The following is a 363-nucleotide window of genomic DNA, read 5'->3' as shown; positions in this document are numbered from 1 at the left end:
GTTGCCGCTGGTGGCCGCCGGTTACTCGCTGGGCGGCAACTTCGTGCTGCGCCGGGCCCTGCGCGCGCCAGCGGCCGGCGTGCCGCTGCTGCGCGTGGCCTCGGTATGCCCGGTGTTGGACCCGGCGCTGTACCAGCAGTTGTACGACGCGATGAGCGAGGCGGTGCGGCGCCATCTGGGGCTGAAGGGCTACTTCATGCAGTTGAAGATCGAACGCTGCACCGGATGATGACGACGCGCCATCTCGCTGACACTCCGCATCCTGTTGTCGCTTCCGCCGCGCGCGAAGTGCTCAACAAGAGCGACAACGAGCGTTCGGGTGTGCTGTCCACGGCCATGTCGTTTTTGGGACTGTACCGTGAC

At 66.4% G+C, this 363-nt stretch carries 1 pseudogene; it reads left to right on the top strand.

The annotated features are described in order from the left end of the window. Positions 1-127 (top strand): annotated as a pseudogene (locus ABGA94_RS19810) (alpha/beta hydrolase); the annotation flags it as partial. Positions 128-363: the final 236 nt, after the last annotated feature.

The organism is Stenotrophomonas sp. 3diitr2024 (assembly GCF_042136455.1).
GTDB lineage: Bacteria > Pseudomonadota > Gammaproteobacteria > Xanthomonadales > Xanthomonadaceae > Stenotrophomonas > Stenotrophomonas sepilia.
The sequence above is the reverse complement of the archived record's forward strand: the minus strand, read 5'-3'. Positions and strand labels throughout refer to the sequence as shown.